The 283-nt window shown below is 68.2% G+C and carries 1 protein-coding gene; it reads right to left on the minus strand.

Going from position 1 to position 283, the window contains the following annotated elements:
- The coding region (locus NZU74_20230) for an ATP-binding cassette domain-containing protein (GenBank protein ID MCS6883657.1) at positions 1-283 on the minus strand (283 nt) is incomplete at both ends.

The raw sequence follows: 283 nt of genomic DNA on the forward strand, positions 1-283 counted from the left end.
CTCAGCTTCACGCCGCGCTCGCCGACGACCGTGTCGTAGCCGTTGGGCAGTTGCTCGATGAACTCGGCGGCGTTGGCCGCGCGCGCCGCCGCCTCCAGCTCGGCATCGGTGGCCTCCAGCTTGCCGTAGCGCAGGTTCTCACGCACCGTGCCGCTGAACAAATGCGTCTCCTGCGGCACCAGACCGATTTGCTTGCGCAGCGAAGCCAGCGTCACCGTGCGCAGGTCGTAGCCGTCCACGCACACACGCCCGGCGGTCGGGTCATAGAAGCGCGGGATGAGGT

The sequence above is a fragment of the Chloroflexaceae bacterium genome, assembly GCA_025057155.1.
GTDB lineage: Bacteria > Chloroflexota > Chloroflexia > Chloroflexales > Chloroflexaceae > JACAEO01.